This window comes from Streptomyces sp. NPDC047886 (assembly GCF_043204435.1).
Classification (GTDB): Bacteria; Actinomycetota; Actinomycetes; order Streptomycetales; family Streptomycetaceae; genus Streptomyces.
Map to the genome: position 1 here is coordinate 82,001 of NZ_JBIDCF010000007.1, position 16,875 is coordinate 98,875.

Genomic DNA, 16,875 nt, shown 5'->3' on the forward strand with positions numbered 1-16,875 from the left:
TTGGACTGCCCATGCGCACCCTGAACATCACCGGCGCACTGGTGGCGGCGGCGGCTTGCTCGCTGCTGCTCGCCCCTGCCGCGCACGCCACGAACGGCGACAACGGTACCGTCAAGATCCATGACTCCAAGACCGGCGAAGAGATTCGCGCGAACCAGCCCAAGGTCTGTGAGTTCTACCTCGACGCCTTCGGCTTCGATGCCACCCAGAAGGTCAACTGGCACATCGAGGCCTGGGCCAACAACGACCTCGACAAGGGCACCGAGGTCAAGGCCGGCACGTTCACCCTCGACGAGACCGGTCACGGCCGCACCGAGGACATGAAGCTCGCCGACGGCCAGTACAAGCTCGTCTGGAACTGGGAGGGCGAGAAGGGCAAGGCGAAGCACAAGGTCTTCAAGTCCGAGTGCGAGGACGACAAGCCCACGGACAAGCCGACCGAGCCCACGGACAAGCCGACCGAGCCGACCGGCAACCCGTCGGACAACCCGTCGGAGAACCCGAGCGCGCAGCCGTCCTCCTCGGCCCCCGGTGGTGCGAAGCCGGGCGCGTCGCCGTCGGACAGCGCGACCGGTGACCTCGCCGAGACCGGCAGCAGCGCGCCCGTCGGCGCCCTCGCCGGTGTCGCGGCCGCTCTGGTCGCGGGTGGCGCGTTCCTGGTGCTGCGGCGCCGCAAGGCCGGCCAGCACTGACGTGGACGTCTGACGTCCCACGCCCGTAACGGGAAGGGCCCCCACCGGAACTCCGGTGGGGGCCCTTCCCCGTCTCCGCCTCTGGGCGGTGCCGACGCCGTCGGCCGGCCGTCAGCCGGTGTTGCGCAGGCCCGCGGCGACGCCGTTGACCGTCAGCAGCAGCGCCCGTGCCAGCAGCGGGTCCTGTTCCTCACCGCGCTCGGCGGCGGACCGCTGGCGGGCGAGGAGCGCCACCTGGAGGTACGAGATCGGGTCCAGGTAGGCGTCCCGGATGGCGAACGTCTGCTGGAGCACCGGGTTGGAGTGGAGGAGCCGCTCGCCGCCGGTGACCCGCAGGACCTCGGCGACCGTGAGGTCGTGCTCGGCCTGGATGGTGTCGAAGACGTGCTTGAGGTCGTCCGGGACGAGGGTGTCGACGTAGTGGCGGGCGATCCGCAGGTCCGTCTTGGCGAGGGTCATCTCGACGTTGGACAGGAAGTTGCGGAAGAAGTGCCAGCGCTCGTACATCTCGGCCAGGACGGCGTCCAGGCCGGCTTCGCGCAGCGCCTTCAGACCGGAGCCGACACCGAACCAGCCGGGGACGATCTGCCGCGACTGGGTCCAGCCGAAGACCCACGGGATGGCGCGGAGCCCGTCGAGGCCCGCGCCCGAGTCGGGGCGGCGGGAGGGCCGGGAGCCGAGGTGCAGGTCGGCGAGCTGGTCGACGGGGGTGGCGGCGAAGAAGTACGCGGGCAGGTCGGGGTCCTCGACCAGCCTGCGGTACGCGCTGTGCGCGGCTTCGGAGACGGTGTCCATCGCCGCGTCCCAGCGGGCCAGCGCCTCGTCGGACTGGCGGGGCGCGGTGTGCAGGGCGGACGCCTGGAGGGTGGCGGCGACGGTCAGTTCCAGGTTCTCCCGGGCGAGGGAGGGGACGAGGTACTTGTCGGAGATGACCTCGCCCTGCTCGGTGACCTTGATCTCGCCTTCCAGGGTGCCGAAGGGCTGGGCGAGGATCGCGTCGTGCGAGGGGCCGCCGCCGCGGCCGACGGTGCCGCCGCGGCCGTGGAAGAGGCGCAGGCGGACGCCGTAGCGGTGGGCGACGTCACGGAGCCTGCGCTGGGCGCGGTGGATCTCCCACTGGCTGGTGGTGATGCCGCCGAACTTGGAGGAGTCCGAGTAGCCGAGCATGACCTCCTGGACGTCGCCGCGCAGGGAGACCAGGCGGCGGTAGGAGGGGTCGGCGAGCATGTCGTTGAGGATGACGTCGGCGGCCCTGAGCTCGTCGGTGGTCTCCAGGAGCGGCACGATGCCGATCTTGGCCCAGCCCGTGTGCAGATCGATGAGGCCGGCCTCGCGGGCGAGGACGGCGGCGGCGAAGACGTCGTCGGCGCCCTGGCACATCGAGATGATGTACGACTCGATGACCTCGGGCCCGAACCGTTCGAAGGCCTCCCTGACGGTGTGGAACACGCCGAGGGTCTTCTCGCCCGCCGCGTCGAGCGGGGCGGGTGTCGGGGCGAGGGGCCGGCGTGAGCGGAGCTCCTTGGCGAGCAGCTTCTGCCGGTAGTCGCGGGGCATGTCGGCGTAGCGCCACGACTCCTCGCCGAGCCGGTCGAAGAGCTGGCCGAGCGCGTGGTGGTGGGCGTCGGCGTGCTCGCGGACGTCCATGGTGGCGAGCTGGAGCCCGAACGCGGACAGGGTGCGGATGGTGCGGTCCATGCGGCCGTCGGCGAACAGGCCGCCCCGGTGCTCGCGCAGGGACGTCTGGATGAGGGTGAGGTCGTTGACCAGTCCGGCGGTGCCGAGGTAGTCGCGGCCCTCCTGGTGCGGGGTGCCCTTGGCGAGGCGCTCGCGGGTGTTGAGGAGCTTCTGCCGGATGCAGGTGGCCTTCAGCCGGTAGGGCTCCTCGGCGTTGAGGCGCTTGTAGCGGGGGCTGATCTCGGGGAGGCGCTCCAGGTCGAGGGCGAGCGAGTCCAGGAGCTCCTGGGTGGCGCCGGCGTACCGGATCGAGTTGGAGAGCAGGCCGCGCAGGTAGTCGATGAGGTCGATGGCGTCGCTGATGCCGTGCTCGTGCTGGAGGATCAGCACCTCCCAGGTGACGGCGGGCGTCACGTTGGGGTTGCCGTCGCGGTCGCCGCCGATCCAGGTGCCGAAGGTGAGGGGGCGGGTGCCGGCGGGCAGCTCGATGCCGACCCGGTCCAGTTCGGCGGCCAGGTCCTCCAGGACGTCGCCGGCGGCGTTGGCGTGGAGCTCGTCGAGGTAGTAGATGGCGTTGCGGGCCTCGTCGGCGGGCTCGGGCCGGACGACGCGGAGCTCGTCCGTCTGCCAGATGAGGTCGATGAACTCGGCGAGCCGGAGGTCGTGGCGGCGCCGGTCGGCCTCGATCACCGGCTCTTCGAGGAGCTCGGCGATGCGGCGCAGCTTGTTCAGCACCGAGCGGCGGGCCGCCTCGGTGGGGTGGGCCGTGAACACGGGCCGTACGTTGAGGCGCTTGACGGTCTCGCGGACGTGGGCGGGGTCGCCGTCCTTCAGCATGTCGGCCGTACGGGCCAGGAGGCCGCCCTCGGCGGCGCGGCGCTCGCGCATCTCGCGGCCTCGGTGCACCTGCTCGGTGACGTTGGCGAGGTGGAAGTAGGTCGAGAAGGCGCGGACCAGCCGGGCGGCGGTCTCCAGGTCGGTGTCGCCGAGCAGCTCGGCGGCGGCCTCGCCGTCCTCGCGGGTCAGGCGGCGGACCTTCTCGACGAGCTCGAGGAGCTCGGGCCCTTCCTGCCGTACGAGCGTCTCGCCCAGCAGGTCACCCAGTCGGCGGATGTCGGCGCGCAGCTCGGCGCTGGCGGAGGGGGTCTGGTCGGCACTGCTCACAGGTGCGGCTCCTTGCAGTGATGAGCACGTCTGGAGGGGTACTGCTGTGGTGTCCCGGGGATGACCCTTTCGAACCAATGGGCTCCCTCACCGCTCGGAGGCCGAGATTCGGAGGGGGTTTCGCAAGGCAATCCCTCAGGGAAGCTGCGGACCGCGCTGTCCGACGACACCCAGGATAGGTGTCCGTCCGGGCCACGCCGTCAACAGCCCTCTTGCCGCGCGCCCGGGCGCTGCCATACTTACGTCGCCGTAGGTTACGGAACCGTAGCTACGGCTTCCCACATACCCTCACCCCCAGGGGACATCCATGACCACCAGTCCCGAGGTGCTCGACACCGGAGGCCCCGGCGACGCCGAGGCCGGCACGACCGATCTGCCCCCTGCCACGCTCGGCGGGGACAACAAGCGCTCGATCGAGCAGATCACACTGCTCCTGTTCATCGCGGTGCCCTTCCTGGCACTGCTGGCGGCGGTGCCGCTGGCGTGGGGATGGGGGGTGAGCTGGCTCGATCTCGGGCTGATGACGGCGATGTACTTCATCGGCTGCCACGGCATCACGATCGGCTTCCACCGCTACTTCACGCACGGCGCCTTCAAGGCGAAACGACCGCTGCGGATCGCTCTGGCGGTCATGGGGTCGCTGGCCGTGGAGGGGCCGCTGGTGCGCTGGGTGGCCGACCACCGCAAGCACCACAAGTTCTCGGACGCCGACGGCGACCCGCATTCGCCGTGGCGGTACGGCGAGACGGTGCCGGCCCTGCTGAAGGGGCTGTGGTGGGCGCACATCGGCTGGATGTTCGACGAGGAGCAGACGCCGCAGCAGAAGTACGCCCCCGATCTGATCAAGGACCCGGCGATCCGCCGGATCTCCCGCCAGTTCGTGCTGTGGACGGTCGTCTCGCTGGCGATCCCGCCGCTGGTGGGCGGTCTGGTCACCTGGTCGTGGTGGGGCGCGTTCACGGCGTTCTTCTGGGGCTCGCTGGTGCGGGTGGCGCTGCTGCACCACGTCACCTGGTCGATCAACTCGATCTGTCACGCGGTCGGCAAGCGCCCGTTCAAGTCGCGTGACCGGTCGGGCAACGTGTGGTGGCTGGCGGTGCTGTCCTGCGGGGAGTCGTGGCACAACCTGCACCACGCGGACCCGACGAGTGCCCGGCACGGCGTGATGAAGGGCCAGATCGACTCCAGTGCCCGGCTGATCCGCTGGTTCGAGAAGTTCGGCTGGGCCTACGACGTCCGCTGGCCGAGCGCCTCCCGGATCGAAGCCCGGCGCCAGGACCGGTCCGCGAACGCGGCATGATGGACAGTGTGGCGATCGACTCCTCCAGTACCTCCAGCAGCGACAAACCCCGGCGCGGCCGACGGGTCCGTATGACCGGCGCCGAGCGCCGTCAGCAGCTGCTCGACATCGGCCGCACGCTCTTCGCCGAGCGCGGCTTCGAGGGCACGTCGGTGGAGGAGATCGCGGCGAAGGCCGGGGTGTCCAAGCCGGTGGTGTACGAGCACTTCGGCGGCAAGGAAGGCCTGTACGCGGTCGTGGTGGACCGCGAGATGCGCCAGCTCCTCGACATGGTGACCGGGGCCCTGACCGCCGGGCACCCGCGTGAGCTGCTGGAACAGGCGGCGTTCGCGCTGCTCGACTACATCGAGACGTACACGGACGGCTTCCGGATCCTGGTACGGGACTCGCCGGTCGCGCAGTCGACGGGTACCTTCGCGTCGCTGATCTCGGACATCGCGACGCAGGTCGAGGACATCCTCGGCCTGGAGTTCAAGGCGCGCGGCTTCGATCCGAAGCTGGCCCCGCTCTACGCGCAGGCCCTGGTGGGCATGGTGGCGCTGACGGGCCAGTGGTGGCTGGACGCCCGGAAGCCGAAGAAGGCCGAGGTGGCGGCGCACCTGGTGAATCTGGCGTGGCACGGCCTGGACGGCCTGGAGGCCAAGCCCCGGCTGATAGGTCACCGCAAGAGCTGACGCCGGGCCGCTTCCCTCCCGCCCCCATGCCCTCCGACGCCCGCCCCCGTCTCCCTGCCCCCCTGCCCCGCCCCTGCCCCCTGCCCCCGCCCCTGGCCACCTGCCCCCACCCTTGGCCCCGAACGCCGACCGGGACGTCTCCGCGTGTGTGCGGGGACGTCCCGGTCTGTTTAAGGGGGCTCTTGACGGGCCCGTCACGTCAGCCGCTCCGGGAGCCCCGGCCGGCGGGGAGCCGGTCCGGTGGCCGGGTCGGCGGCCGTGGCGGCGGCCGCGCGCATCAGCGGGCCGCCCGGTGGGCGACGGCGAAGATCCTCCGGAACGGGAAGACCGTGCCGTGCGGCCCCGGCGGGTACGCCTCGCGCAGGAGGTCGCGGTACTCCGCGAGGAAGTCGGCGACCGCTTCGTCGTCGCCTTCCAGCGCGGTGAGGACGGGGCGCAGGGCGGTGCCCTTGACCCAGTCGAGCACGGGGTCGTCGCCCTGGAGGAGCTGGGAGTAGGTGGTCTCCCAGACGTCGGCCGCGCAGCCCAGACCGGTGAGGCGGTCGAGGTAGTCGGCCGGGTCGAGGATGTGGACGAAGCGGCGGCCGTGGTCGCCGAGGCGGTCCCGCCACCGGGGGGTCTCGCAGAGGTGGCCGAGGAGCGCGTGGCTGGGGGAGACGAAGTTCCCGGGGACCTGGAAGGCCAGGATGCCGCCGGGAGCGAGGCCGTCCAGCCAGGCCGGGAACGACTCGGGGTGGTTGGGCACCCACTGGAGCGCGGCGTTGGAGACGATCAGGTCGTACGGTTCGTCGGGCGTCCAGTGCGCCGCGTCGGCCTGGCGGAAGTCGAGCCAGCCGCCGCCGGGCCCGGTTCCCGCGTAGCTCTTCTTGGCCTGTTCCAGCATCTCGGGCGAGAGGTCGAACCCGGTGATGCGGGCGTCGGGCCAGCGGTCGGTGAGCAGTGCCGTGACGTTGCCGGGGCCGCATCCGATGTCGGCGATACGGGCGGGCCGGCCCTCGGCGTCGGCGGGCAGCTCCGGGATGCGGGCGAGCAGGTCGATGAACGGGCGGGTCCGGTGCGTGGAATGGCGTAGGTACTGCTGCGGATCCCAGATGGGTGCGGTCTGCGCGGAATGCATGTGTGGTCCCCCTCGCTGGAACGAACTACCGAAACGGAACATGGTTCCGGCCCGGTCATGCCCAATAGACCAAACAAATATATCTTGACGTCAAGAGACTTCATGTCGACAGATCCCCTACACTGATCGTCATGGAGGACGAGGTCGACCGACTGGTCGCAGCATGGCGCCGCGAGCGCCCGGACCTCGACGTGGAACCGCTCGAGGTACTGAGCCGTGTCTCCCGGCTGGCCCGCCATCTGGACCGGGCACGCCGGATCGCCTTCTCCGAGCACAACCTGGAACCGTGGGAGTTCGACGTCCTGACGTCGCTGCGCCGCGCCGGGGCGCCGTATCAGCTCTCGCCCGGCCAGCTCCTCACACAGACGCTGGTCACGTCCGGCACCATGACGAACCGCATCGACCGGCTCGCGAAGAAGGGCCTCGTGGAGCGGCTGCCCGACCCCAGTGACCGGCGGGGTGTCCTCGTCCGGCTCACGCCCGAGGGGCGCGACCGGGCGGACCAGGCCCTCGCCGGGCTGCTCGCCCAGGAGCGGGCCATCCTGGGCGAACTGTCCCGCGCGCAGCGCGGTGAGCTGGCCTCGCTGCTACGCCAGCTGACCGCCCCGTTCGACAACATTCCCGGCTAGCTCCGCGGGACCCACGCCGGCCCGCCGGGCGAGTGCGACGGCCGCCAGCGTCGAGTGGACGCCGAGCTTGCCCAGCACGTTCTGCATATGCGTACGCACCGTGTGCGGCGAGAGGAACAGCCGCTCGGCGACCGCCTTGCGGCCGAGGCCCGCGACCATGCAGCGCAGCACCTCCCGCTCGCGCGGGGTGAGCGACTCGACCAGCCGCTCGCTCTCGGTGCGGTGCTTGCGGGCGGCCGTCAGCTCGCGCAGGACCCCGGTGAGCAGCGCGGGCGCGAGATGCGTCTCGTCACGCAGGACACCCCGGATCACCCCCAGGAGCCGCTGGAGGGAACAGTCCTTGGCGACCCAGCCCGACGCGCCCGCCTGGAGGGCCAGCGCGGCCCTGCGGGGGTCGTCCTTCTCGGCCAGCACGACCGTACGCACGCCGGGGCGGCCCGAGCGGACGGCGGAGACCAGCGAGATGCCGTCCACTATGCCGTCGACGCCGCTGTCCGGTACGGCGCGCGGGACGGGCACGGTGGGCGCCACGCCCAGGTCGGCGTCGACCAGCAGGACATCGAACCTGCGCCCTTCGGTGGCCGCGCGGTCCAGGCAGCGCAGCGCGGCCGGCCCGCTGCCGGCGGCCGCCACCTCCACGTCGGGCTCGGCCGCGAGAGCCGCGGCCAGCGACTCGGCGAAGATGCGGTGATCGTCCACCACGAGAACCCGGATACGGACCACTGACACCCCCATGTGTCGAGGAAGCGGACGGCTGCGGGTACGGCGCCCGGAGCGTGAGCACTCAGTGGTCGCACGGCCGCCGCCGTGCAGTGACTGTTACCCCGCCCCGGGCGTCGTACCCGACCGTCTCGCCCCCTGATCAGCATCGGCCCCCACCGATGCTGTGCATCAGCGTACGGCCGGGCGGCCTGGCGGGGAGCCGATTTGCAGAACTGACCGACCAGGGTGTTTCTCGTGAGCCGCGGGTGTTCCAACGAGGCGGAAGGCGACCGCTTCCACGCCCACGGATGATCACCGGGTGATCGCCGGGCCCTCGTCCGCAGCCCGCCCGCCCGGGGAACCCACCGGGCGGACGGGCGGCGGGGGGTCAGCCGAGCAGGCGCCGGGCGCCCGGCGACGGGACGGCGGGGAACACCCTCGGCGCCGGGTGTCCCGCGTTCTCGAACGCCTCCTCCACCGCCGCCGCGACCTTCTCCGCGGCGTCCTCGTCGACCAGCACGACCGCCGATCCGCCGAAGCCGCCGCCGGTCATCCGGGCGCCGAGCGCGCCCGCGGCCGCGGCGGCGGACACCACCAGGTCCAGCTCGGCGCAGGACACCCGCAGGTCGTCCCTGAGCGAGGCGTGCCCCTCCGTCAGGACGGGCCCCACCGCGCGCGCGTCGCCCGCTTCGAGCAGGGCGATCGTGCGCTCCACGCGCTGGTTGTCGGAGACGACGTGGCGCACGTACGCGCGGACCGTGGGGTCCGTCAACCGCTCCAGCGCGTCCGGCAGTCGTCCGTACGCCACTTCACGCAGCGTGCGCACGCCGAGCGCCCGCGCACCGGCCTCGCATCCGGCGCGCCGCTCGGCGTACGCGCCGTCGCCGAGCGCGTGCTTCACCCGGGTGTCCACGACGAGCAGCCGCAGCCCCTGGGCCGCCAGGTCGAACGGGACCTGCCGGTACGTCAGGTCCCGGGTGTCCAGGTGCAGGGCGTGGCCCTCGACGCAGCACGCGGACGCCATCTGGTCCATGACCCCGCACGGCACGCCCACGAACGCGTTCTCGGCGCGCTGGGCCAGCACCGCCAGCCGCGGCGCGGTCAGCCCGAGCCCGTACAGGTCGTTCAGGGCGAGCGCGGTGACGACCTCCAGGGCGGCCGACGAGGACAGCCCGGCGCCGGTCGGCACGGTCGAGGAGAGATGGATGTCCGCGCCGGTGACGGCGGTGTGGCCCGCCTCCCGCAGCGCCCACACCACACCGGCCGGGTAGGCGGCCCAGCCGGTGCTCTCCCGGGGGCGCAGCGAGTCGATCTCCAGCCGCACCACGCCCTCGTCCACCTCGGCCGAGTGGATCCGCACCCGGCCGTCGTCGCGCCGCGACACGGCGGCGACGGCGGTGTGCGGCAGGGCCAGCGGCATCACGAAACCGTCGTTGAAGTCGGTGTACTCGCCGATGAGGTTGACGCGTCCCGGCGCCGCCCACACCCCTTCGGGCGCGGACCCGTACAGCTCCTCGAACCGTTCGGCGACGGGACGGGCGGCCGCCGTCGCGACCGTGTCCTCCGGTGTGCCGGTCATCCGGCGGCCGCCTCTCCGTGCTGTGCGAAGGCCCACGCGTCGGCGACGATACCGGCGAGGTCGGACCGTGAGGGCTGCCAGCCGAGCCGCTCCCGGGCGGTGGCGGCGGAGGCGACGAGGACCGCCGGGTCGCCAGGCCGGCGGGGGGCCGTCACCTCGGGCACGGCGTGCCCGGTCACCTTGCGCACGGTCTCGACGACCTCGCGGACGGAGAAGCCGTTGCCGTTGCCGAGGTTGCAGACCAGGTGCTCGCCCGGCGCCACGGCGCCCGACTCCATGGCGGCCATGGCGAGCAGGTGCGCGTCGGCGAGGTCGGCGACATGGATGTAGTCGCGGACGCAGGTGCCGTCCGGGGTGGGGTAGTCGTCCCCGTACACCGAGATGGCGTCGCGCTCGCCCTGGGCGACCTGGAGGACCAGCGGGATGAGGTGCGACTCGGGGTCGTGGCGCTCGCCGCAGCGGCCGTACGCGCCGGCGACGTTGAAGTACCGCAGGGAGGTGGCGGCCAGGCCGTGGGCGGCCGCCTCGCCGCCGATCATATGGTCGACGGCGAGCTTGGACGCCCCGTAGGGGCTGGTGGGGGCCGTCGGGTCGGTCTCCCTGATGGGGGTGGAGACCGGCTCCCCGTAGGTGGCCGCCGTGGACGAGAAGACCAGCTTGCGGACGCCGGCCGCGCGCATCGCGGCGAGCAGGGCCATGGTCCCGCCGACGTTGTTGTCCCAGTACTTCTCGGGCCGCGCGACCGACTCGCCGACCTGCGAGAACGCGGCGAAGTGCAGCACGCCCGCGTACGACCCGTCGAGGACGCGGGCGGCGTCCTGGACGCGGCCCTCGATGAACTCGGCGCCCGCCGGGACCGCCTCGCGGAACCCCGTGGACAGGTCGTCCAGGACGGTCACCTCGTGCCCGGCCCCGAGCAGATGGGCGGCGACCACACTGCCCACGTAGCCGGCCCCGCCCGTCACCAGATACCTCATGTGCTCGCTACCTCTCGCAGTCGCCGTGCTGCGGCCTCCGGCGGCACGTCGTTGATGAACACGCTCATACCGGACTCGGAGCCCGCGAGGAACTTCAGCTTGCCGGAAGTGCGGCGGATGGTGAAAAGCTCGAGATGCGTGGCGAACGCGTCGCGCCGCGGGTCGCCGAACGGCGCCTGGTGCCAGGCGGAGATGTACGGCGTCGGCGGCTCGCCCGCGCTCTCCCTCCCGCCGCCCGTCCGGCCGCCCTGCCCGCCACCCTTCCCGCCACCCTTCCCGCCGGCCGTCCCGTCGAAGATCCGGTCGAAGCGCCTCAACAGTTCCAGATAGACCTGTGGGAACTCTGTGCGCGCCTCGCCCTCCAGGGCCCGCAGGTCGGGCACCCGCCGCTTGGGGTAGAGGTGCACCTCGTACGGCCAGTGCGCGGCGTACGGGACGAACGCCAGCCAGTGGCCGGTCTCCAGCACCACCCGCTCCCCCGCGGCGCGCTCGCGCTCGACGAGGTCGTCGAAGAGGTTCCGGCCGCCGGTCCGCTCGCGGTGCTCGTCCAGCGAGCGCAGCATCAGTGCCGTGCGCGGGGTGGTGAAGGGGTACCCGTAGATCTGGCCGTGCGGGTGGGCGAGGGTGACCCCGATCTCGGCGCCCCGGTTCTCGAAGCAGAACACCTGCTCGACCCCGGGGAGTTCGGCGAGTTCGGCCGTGCGGTCGGTCCACGCCTCCAGGACGAGCGCGGCCCGCTCCTCGGTGAGGTCGGCGAACGAGGCGTCGTGGTCGGAGGTGAAGCAGACGACCTCGCAGCGCCCGTACTCCCCGGCGAGGGAGGGGAAACGATTCTCGAAGACGACGACGTCGTAGCCGGTGTCCGGGATCTCGCTCTGCCGGCCGTCCGCCGACGGGCACAGGGGGCACTGGTCGGCGGGCGGGTGGTAGGTGCGGCCCTGCCGGTGCGAGGCGATGGCCACGGAGTCGCCGAGCAGCGCGTCATGGCGGATCTCGGCGGCCGTGGAGACCGGGTCGAGGGGCCTCGTGTCGACGGCGTCGCGCACGACGTCGTCCCGTGAGTCGTAGTAGACCAGCTCGCGTCCGTCGGCGAGCCGGGTCGACGTCTTCTTCACCGTCTCGCACTCCTTGTGCCACGCATGTGTTCACTCCTCAACAGAGCAACATAATCGCACACAAGAAATCATAATCAAACACCGCCGTCAATGCCGGAGGGCCGCACGGGCCCGACGAGCGTCGGCCCGTGCGGCGGGTGCGGTCCAGAAAGGGGTGGGCCGGATGGGTGCGGTGGGCGCCGGGGGCGCGGGTGTGTGCGGGTGTGTGCGGGTGTGGGGGATGCGGTGGTTTCAGAGGTGCCGGTGGTGGTGCCGGGTGTCCATCGCGGCGCGGTCGAGGAGCCCCGTACGGGCGGCGAGCGCGGCGGCCTCCAGCCGGGACCCGACGCCGAGCTTCATCAGGACGCGCTGCACATGCGTCCGTGCCGTGCTGGGCGCGATGCCCATGCCGGCGGCGATCAGCCGGGTGTCCTCGCCCTCGGCGACCCGCACCAGCACCTCCACCTCGCGGGGCGTGAGCATGCGCAGCAGCCGCTGGCCCTCGTCGTCGGGCTGGGCCGCCGGGTTGAGCAGCTCGGTGAACGCCCCCTGGAGCAGCTGCGGCGCCACGGCCGCCTCGCCGGCCCTCGCCTTCGCCATGGCGCGCTCGACGCCCTCGATGCGCTCGTCGTGGCGTACGTAACCGGACGCGCCGGCCGCGAAGGCCGCCGCGATGCCGCGCGGGCTCGGTACCGGCCCGAGGACGACGACCGCGACCTGCGGGCGCTCGCGTTTGATCCGTACGACGGGGTCGAAGACGCCCGGTTCGGCGGGGGTCGCCGTCCCCATGAGGCACACCTCGGGGGCCCTGTTCACCACCAGATCGGCCACTCCGGCGGTGGGGGCCGCGGCCGCGAGCACCCGGTGCCCGCGCAGCTTCAGGGCCGAGGCGAGCGCCTCGGCGAGCAGCCGGTGGTCGTCGACCACCATCAGCCGAACGCCCATCGACCAACCCCCCATCCCCCTGGACCCCTGGATCAGGCCCCCCGGCCGTCCATGACCCGGCAAGCTACACGCTTGTTCGACGTTACGCGCCCCCTACCGGTGAGAAGCCCCCACAATGTCGAATTCTTCGCCAATCAGGGCTACTTGAGGCAGCGCAGGCTGACGGGCCGCGCGCCGGGCGCGGGCTCGCCGCGCGGTCCGTCCGCCCTCGTACGGCGACGGCCCGGCGCGTCGGGTGAGCGATGCGCCGGGCCGTCTCGGTCCCCGGGTGTGCGGGAGTGCCGGTCAGTTGGTCGTGTACCCGAGTGCCAGGTACGACTTGCTGCCGCCCGCCGAGTCGCGGGGCTCGGAGATCATGTCGTCCGCGATGAACATCCGGCCGTCGGCGTAGAGCAGCTCCGCCGATTCCGCCGAGAAGCTCCGCTCGGCGTCCCGGACGGACTCCTCCGACGGGTTCTCCAGCAGCACCGTCTGCTTGAAGGTGCCGCCGTCGATGCTGACGATCTGACCGCCCTTGTCGTACGGCGGGACCTTGTACGCGATGATGTTGCCGCCGTCCATGCGCAGCGGGAACATCGTGTACCGGTCGCCCGCGTCCGCCTTGTCGGTGGTCGGCTTGCCGGTGGTGAGGTCGAAGGAGACGATCTCGTTGGTGTCGCCGTACTCGCCGGTGCCCTCGTGGTCCTCGGTGGGCAGGTAGATACGGCCGTTGCCGACGGCGACCTTCTTGCAGGTCTCCACCTCGGTCGAACGGCACTTGGCCGCGAACCGCTCGGCGTCCGCCGCGATCTTCACCTTGAGCTTGCCGGTCTTCTCGTCGATGGAGAAGAAGTCCGAGATGCCGGAGCCGTCGCCCGCGGTGTCGCCGACGTCGGCGGCGACGACCAGCGGCCTGGTGGAGACGATGTGCGCGTACTCCACGCCCTTGGGCATCTTGAACTGCGAGATCGGCGCGCCGGTGGTGGGGTCGAGGTTCTGGATGACCACCCACTGGCCGTCGTACGGGCCGCACTTGCGGGCCGCGACGAGGCCGTCGCCGCCGCCGTAGCCCATGTCGTAGCAGGACTCGGTGTTGACCTCGGGGCGCCAGCGCTCCTTGCCGCTGGCCAGGTCCCAGGCGGCGCCGCCGTTGAGGCCGCCCGCCGCCACCGTGTTCGCGCCGACGGTGACCTCGTCGAAGCGGGCCTTGTCGTCACCGGCGGTGCCGCCGGTGACCGACTTGCTCCACAGCAGCTTGCCCGCGGCCAGGTCGATCGCGCCGACCTCCGTGCACGGCTGGTAGTTGCGCGGCGGGACCCGCTTGGTCGCCTCGAAGACGATGGCCGTCTTGTTGTCCTTGACGTGCCGCGACGCCGCGCAGACCGCGCCGGGGAGCTTGATGGTCCACAGCGGGGTGCCCTTGTCGAGGTCGTACGCGACGACCGAGTTGACACCCGACTTGACGTACGCCTTGTCGGTGATCCAGGAGCCGTTGACGTCGGTGAGGTCGGGGACCACCGGCACCGGCAGCTGGAAGGCCACCTTGGCCTTCGTGTTGGACGGCACCTTCTCCTTGCCGGGGCCGTCGGCTCCGCCACCGCCGCCGCTGCCCTTGCCGCCGCCCTCCGTCGAGCCGGAGGAGCCGCCCTTGGCCGTGGGGTTCTCCTCGCCTCCCTTGGTGGACGAGTACCAGACGCCCGCCCCGATGATCAGGACCACGGCGACGGCCGCCGCGATGATGATCTGCAGCTGGGCGGAGAGCTTCCTGGACCCGGAACCGCCGCCCTGCGGCGGCATCGGCATGGCCTGGTGCATGGGCGCGGTCGGGTAGCCGTAACCGGGCTGCTGGCCGGGCTGACCGGGCTGACCGGGCTGACCGGGCTGACCGGGCGGCGGGTACATGCCGGGTGCCTGTGCCTGCGGGTGCGGGGGCACCTGACCGGGGGCCTGCGGGTAGCCGTAGCCGGGCGGCTGGGCGGGCGCCTGTCCGGGCGGCGTCTGGGGATAGCCGTACGCGGCGCCGTCCGGCGTCGCCGGGGGCGGCGTGGGTGCGCCGAAGCCGCCCTGCGGGGGCTGCTGCGGCCCCGGCGGCGGGCCGGGCGGCTGGTTCGGCGGCGGGCCGGGCGGCTGGTTCGGCGGCGGGCCGGGGGGCTGGTTCGGCGGCGGGGGCGGTTGCGTCATCGTGTGCGTACCTCGTGAGGCGTGACGGAGAAGTCGGTCGGGGAGAGCGGGGAGATGCTGCGGTCCGCCGGCGTCACTTGCCGAAGGCCATCATCGTCTTCGTCTCCTTCTCCTCCGTGTCGTTGCGCGCGCTGACCCGGCCGCCGACGATGAAGAACCTGCCGTCGGCGTAGCCGTACTTCGGCTTGTAGAAGTCACGCTCGATCTTGGCGGTGGACGCCGGGTGCTGGAGCAGCACCTTCGGAGCGCCGCCCGTCGGGGCGAGCGTGGCCACGGCACCGCCCTTGTCCCACGAGCCCTCCATGTAGAGCAGCACGTCCCTGCCCTCCATGCGCAGCGGCATCATCGTGCGCTCGGCGCCCGCGTTCGACCGCCACGTGGCCTTGCCGGTGTCGAGGTTGAACGCCACCACGTCGTTGGTGCCCCGGGTGAGCGAGGTCGGGGCCGTCGCCATGTAGAAGGTGTTCGCGTCGGCGGCGACGCCGACGCAGCCCTGGAGGTTCTTGCCGAAGACGACGAAGCCGCCGCCGCACTGCGGCTGGTACTTGTCCTTACCGCCGTCGAGCTGCGAGCGGAGCTTGCCGGACGCGGTCAGCGCGACGACGCTCCACTTCTTGTCCTTGCGGTGGGTCGCCGAGATGACCAGCGGGCTGACCGAGTAGACCTTGTCGACCTCCCAGCCCTTGGCGAGCTGGTAGCGCCACTTCGGCTTGCCGGAGGCCGGGTCGACCTCCTGGAGCTCGTGCTGCGGGTTGTCGTAGTCGCTGGTCGGGCAGCTCGCGGCGGCGATCAGCTTCGGTCCGCCCGCGAACGCGTACGGCTTGCAGCCGCTGGTGGGCTTGCCGAAGAGCTGCTTGCCGTCGGTGAGCGAGTAGCCGTAGGAGTTGCCGGTGCCGGCGGCGGTGACCGTCGTGCCGCTGATGGCGATGGTCATGTCGGACAGCGAGTTGAAGCCCGTGCCCTTGGGGACCTGGGCCTTCCAGCCCGCCTTGCCGGTCTTGAGGTCGATCCGCTGGAGCTGGGTGCACTTGGCGCGGTCGCCCGTGCCGTCCTTGATGCCGACGACGATCGTGCCGTCGGCGGCGGGCGCGGGTGGCGCGGTGCACACCTCGGTGGTGAACGGCACGCTCCACTTCTTCTTGCCGTCGGTCACCGAGTAGCCCTCGACGCCCTTGTACATGGCCTTGGCGATGGTGTCGCCGACGATCCACGGGCCGTACACGTCAGAGCCGTTGCGCGGCAGGTCGACATCGTTCTTGACCAGCCACTCGACCTTCGCCTCACCGGGCTGGCGGCCGGCGTTGAGGTCGTCGGCGGCGTTCCTGCCGTCACCGCCGCCGTCGCCCTGGTCGATGGACTCGGAGCCGGACGGCTCGGGTTCGGCGGAGGCGGTGGGCTTGGCGACCGGGTCCTTCTCCTCGTCGCCGCTCAGCGCCCACCACGTACCGGCGCCGACGACGAGAAGGCCGGCGACCGCCGCAGCGACGATGACACCGGGCTTGCCCTTGAAGGGGTTGCCGCCGCCGGGTGCGCCGCCGGGCGGCGGGACGGGGGCGCCGGGGTACTGCGGCTGGGTCGGGTAGCCGCCGTAGGGACCGGGCTGCTGCCCGTAGGGGCCCGGCTGCTGCCCGTAGGGGCCGGGCTGCTGCCCGTAGGGGCCCGGCTGCTGGGCATACGGGCCGGGCTGCTGCCCGTAGGGGCCGGGCTGCTGGGCGTACGGGTTCGGCTGCTGGTCCGGTGCCTGCGGGTAGCCGTAGCCGGGCTGCTGGCCGGGGGCCTGCGGATAGCCGTAACCCGGCTGGCCCGGGCCCGCCCCCGGCGCGGCGGGCGGTGCGGTCGGCGGGACCTGCGGGGCCTGCGGCGGCTGCGCGGGCGGCTGGGGGACCCCCTGGTGCGGGTCCTGCGGAGACCCGAAGCCTCCCTGCGGCGGTTGCTGGCTGGGCGGCTGAGTCATCAGCGCTTCCCCCTTCGTGCGGTCCGCTGAACCGACCGGCCTCCCCCGCGATTCCGATGGGCACGGGCCAACGGAATGGAGCGAATCGGACAGGGATGTCGCACTGTTACGTGAGTCGAGCGGGGCTTCTTTCTATCACCCTGACCCTTCGCACAGAGGTCCGGTCCGCCCCTGTTCCCAAGGGCGGACGGCCCCGTGACACCCCCGTTAT

At 72.0% G+C, this 16,875-nt stretch carries 13 protein-coding genes; 4 read left to right on the forward strand and 9 right to left on the reverse strand.

What is annotated here, in order from left to right; all coding sequences use genetic code 11:
- Positions 1-11: 11 nt before the first annotated feature.
- Entirely contained in the window at positions 12-692 is a 681-nt protein-coding gene (locus ACGF5U_RS23225; protein WP_392715059.1) for a PT domain-containing protein, read from the forward strand.
- Positions 693-803: 111 nt separating this feature from the next.
- On the opposite strand, the gene ppc is transcribed toward ACGF5U_RS23225, so the two are convergent.
- On the reverse strand, positions 804-3,533 hold the full coding sequence (gene ppc, locus ACGF5U_RS23230) for a phosphoenolpyruvate carboxylase (RefSeq protein WP_392715060.1): 2,730 nt from the start codon (positions 3,531-3,533) through the stop codon (positions 804-806).
- A gap of 307 nt (positions 3,534-3,840) precedes the next feature.
- Between ppc and ACGF5U_RS23235 the strand changes: the two genes are divergently transcribed.
- Both ACGF5U_RS23235 and ACGF5U_RS23240 read left to right on the forward strand, forming a co-directional pair.
- The gene (locus tag ACGF5U_RS23235; RefSeq protein ID WP_392715061.1) at positions 3,841-4,833 is read left to right on the forward strand and encodes an acyl-CoA desaturase; all 993 of its coding nucleotides are present in this window, start codon (positions 3,841-3,843) and stop codon (positions 4,831-4,833) included.
- Complete coding sequence (locus tag ACGF5U_RS23240) at positions 4,830-5,507, forward strand: TetR family transcriptional regulator (protein ID WP_392715062.1); 678 nt, start codon at positions 4,830-4,832, stop codon at positions 5,505-5,507. Before ACGF5U_RS23235 ends, ACGF5U_RS23240 begins: the two co-directional genes overlap by 4 nt.
- A gap of 277 nt (positions 5,508-5,784) precedes the next feature.
- Here the strand turns inward: ACGF5U_RS23240 and ACGF5U_RS23245 are convergent, their stop codons facing one another.
- Positions 5,785-6,624 (reverse strand): trans-aconitate 2-methyltransferase, encoded by an 840-nt coding sequence (locus ACGF5U_RS23245; protein ID WP_392715063.1) that lies wholly within the window; start codon positions 6,622-6,624, stop codon positions 5,785-5,787.
- A gap of 131 nt (positions 6,625-6,755) precedes the next feature.
- On the opposite strand from ACGF5U_RS23245, the gene tamR reads away from it, so the two are divergent.
- Positions 6,756-7,253, forward strand: coding sequence for a MarR family transcriptional regulator TamR (tamR, locus tag ACGF5U_RS23250; protein WP_392715064.1), 498 nt, complete (start codon positions 6,756-6,758; stop codon positions 7,251-7,253).
- Here the strand turns inward: tamR and ACGF5U_RS23255 are convergent.
- The 7 genes from ACGF5U_RS23255 to ACGF5U_RS23285 all read right to left on the reverse strand — a co-directional run bounded on the left by ACGF5U_RS23255 (position 7,212) and on the right by ACGF5U_RS23285 (position 16,664).
- The gene (locus tag ACGF5U_RS23255) at positions 7,212-7,988 is read right to left on the reverse strand and encodes a LuxR C-terminal-related transcriptional regulator (RefSeq protein ID WP_392715065.1); all 777 of its coding nucleotides are present in this window, start codon (positions 7,986-7,988) and stop codon (positions 7,212-7,214) included. The two genes, tamR and ACGF5U_RS23255, sit on opposite strands and share 42 nt — an antisense overlap.
- Before the next feature lie 355 nt (positions 7,989-8,343).
- A complete protein-coding gene (galK, locus tag ACGF5U_RS23260; protein ID WP_392715066.1) occupies positions 8,344-9,534 on the reverse strand; it encodes a galactokinase in 1,191 nt (396 codons plus the stop codon).
- Entirely contained in the window at positions 9,531-10,511 is a 981-nt protein-coding gene (gene galE, locus ACGF5U_RS23265) for a UDP-glucose 4-epimerase GalE (protein ID WP_392715067.1), read from the reverse strand. The genes galK and galE overlap by 4 nt, the downstream gene beginning before the upstream one ends.
- Entirely contained in the window at positions 10,508-11,626 is a 1,119-nt protein-coding gene (gene galT / locus ACGF5U_RS23270; RefSeq protein WP_392715068.1) for a galactose-1-phosphate uridylyltransferase, read from the reverse strand. Before galT ends, galE begins: the two co-directional genes overlap by 4 nt.
- A 231-nt stretch (positions 11,627-11,857) precedes the next feature.
- The gene (locus ACGF5U_RS23275) at positions 11,858-12,550 is read right to left on the reverse strand and encodes a LuxR C-terminal-related transcriptional regulator (RefSeq protein ID WP_392715069.1); all 693 of its coding nucleotides are present in this window, start codon (positions 12,548-12,550) and stop codon (positions 11,858-11,860) included.
- A 285-nt stretch (positions 12,551-12,835) separates the two neighbouring features.
- The gene (locus ACGF5U_RS23280; RefSeq protein ID WP_392715070.1) at positions 12,836-14,710 is read right to left on the reverse strand and encodes a PQQ-binding-like beta-propeller repeat protein; all 1,875 of its coding nucleotides are present in this window, start codon (positions 14,708-14,710) and stop codon (positions 12,836-12,838) included.
- A 73-nt stretch (positions 14,711-14,783) separates the two neighbouring features.
- Positions 14,784-16,664, reverse strand: coding sequence for a PQQ-binding-like beta-propeller repeat protein (locus ACGF5U_RS23285; RefSeq protein ID WP_392715071.1), 1,881 nt, complete (start codon positions 16,662-16,664; stop codon positions 14,784-14,786).
- Positions 16,665-16,875: the final 211 nt, after the last annotated feature.